Annotated in this window: 2 protein-coding genes; both read right to left on the bottom strand. The window is 47.8% G+C overall.

Annotated elements, in window-relative coordinates:
* The coding region (locus VTU_RS33200; RefSeq protein ID WP_138928002.1) for a hypothetical protein at positions 1-707 on the bottom strand (707 nt) is incomplete at its 3' end.
* On the bottom strand, positions 708-1448 hold the full coding sequence (locus VTU_RS33195) for a hypothetical protein (RefSeq protein ID WP_138928001.1): 741 nt from the start codon (positions 1446-1448) through the stop codon (positions 708-710). It lies immediately after the preceding gene.
* Between the last annotated feature and the right edge of the window lie 86 nt (positions 1449-1534).

Genomic DNA, 1534 nt, shown 5'->3' with positions numbered 1-1534 from the left:
GGCATGATCATCCAACCACGCTCAATGACTTCTCCATTCTCTCTCTGTGGTTCCCTGAAATCCCCGCCGGGCATTACATAGCGAAAAGTTCGTCGCCCAAATTTTGTGGTGTACCACTCTTCCACGTCCCAGCCAACCAACACAGCATGATCCGCCAAGCGGATCTTGAGACGCAACAACGAGCTGCCATTTTTACGGATAAAGTCCAAGACCTCATCGGGGATCCGCGAGGCAACCTGGACGGTGTAGTCTCCAAGAATGGTTCCCCCTTCAAAGCCACGGAAAATATCAGGCAGTCCATAACTGTTTTCTCGAGGTTCTGCGTCATCAGTTCTCCATGTCACATGTAGTGTTCTAGGAATGTACATGGCGTCAGTAAAGGTGGAATGGCGGGCACCTCCTTCGCCGAGAGACAATTTGGTATTCCATATCATGCCATTTTGATTAAGCATCGTTACATTTTTCTTATCTTCGCCGACCGCACTGATGTACAACGCCCCTCCATAAATTCCTCGATATTTATAGATCAGCATCTTGTCTTCGGACGTCAAATTGATCACTTTCTCTGGATGAGTTTCGGGCTTCAAAAGGATGTAAGCACCACCTATCAGAAAGAACCCCGACAACATCATTGACAGCAATTGGCGCTGGTGATTCGAGGATACCAGCGTGGCGAGCTTGCTTCGGGAGGTATTTTCATGCTTCATCTAGTCAGTCCAATCCATCTCAACCTTCTTCCCATCGGGAGTGATCATCCAACCACGCTCAACGACTTTTCCATACTTTATCTTCGGTTCCTTGAAATCTCCACCGGGCATTACATAGCGAAAAGTTCGTCCACCTATGGCGTTGTACCATTCTTCCACATCCCAGCCAACCAACACAGCATGATCCGCCAGGCGGATTTTGAGACGCAACAACGAACTGCCATTTTTACGGATAAAGTCGAAAACCTCATCGGGGATCCGCGAGGCAACCTGGACGGTGTAGTCTCCAAGAATGGTTCCACCTTCAAAGCCATGGGAAATATCAGGCAGTCCATAACTGTTTTCTCGAGCCTCTGCATCCTCAGTTCTCCATGTCACATGTAATGTTCTTGGAATGTACATGGCGTCAGTAAAGGTGGAATGGCGATCACCTCCTTCGCCAAGAGATGATGCAGAATACCACACCACACCATTTTGATTAAGCATCGTTACGCGATTTTTATCTTCACCTACCACACTGATGTACAACGCCCCCCCATGAATTCCTCGATATTTATGGATCAGCATTTTGTCTTCGGGGGTCAAATTGATCACTTTCTCTGGAGGAGATTTGGGCTTCAAAAGGATGTAAGCGCCACCTATCAGAAAGAACCCCGACAACATCATTGACAGCAATTGGCGCTGGTGACTCGTGGATACCAGCGTGGCGAGCTTGCTTTGGGAGGTATTTTTATATTTCATCTAGTCAGTCCAATCCATCTCAACCTTCTTCCCATCGGGGGTGATCACTCCAACCACCACGCTCAATGACTTTTCCATACTTTATC

The organism is Verminephrobacter aporrectodeae subsp. tuberculatae At4 (assembly GCF_000193225.1).
Classification (GTDB): domain Bacteria; phylum Pseudomonadota; class Gammaproteobacteria; order Burkholderiales; family Burkholderiaceae_C; genus Acidovorax; species Acidovorax aporrectodeae.
The sequence above is the reverse complement of the archived record's forward strand: the minus strand, read 5'-3'. Positions and strand labels throughout refer to the sequence as shown.

What these genes read in the sequence shown, in the direction of transcription:
- VTU_RS33195 (WP_138928001.1), bottom strand. Translation starts at nt 1,448, where the DNA reads ATGAAATATAAAAATACCTCCCAAAGCAAGCTCGCCACGCTGGTATCC.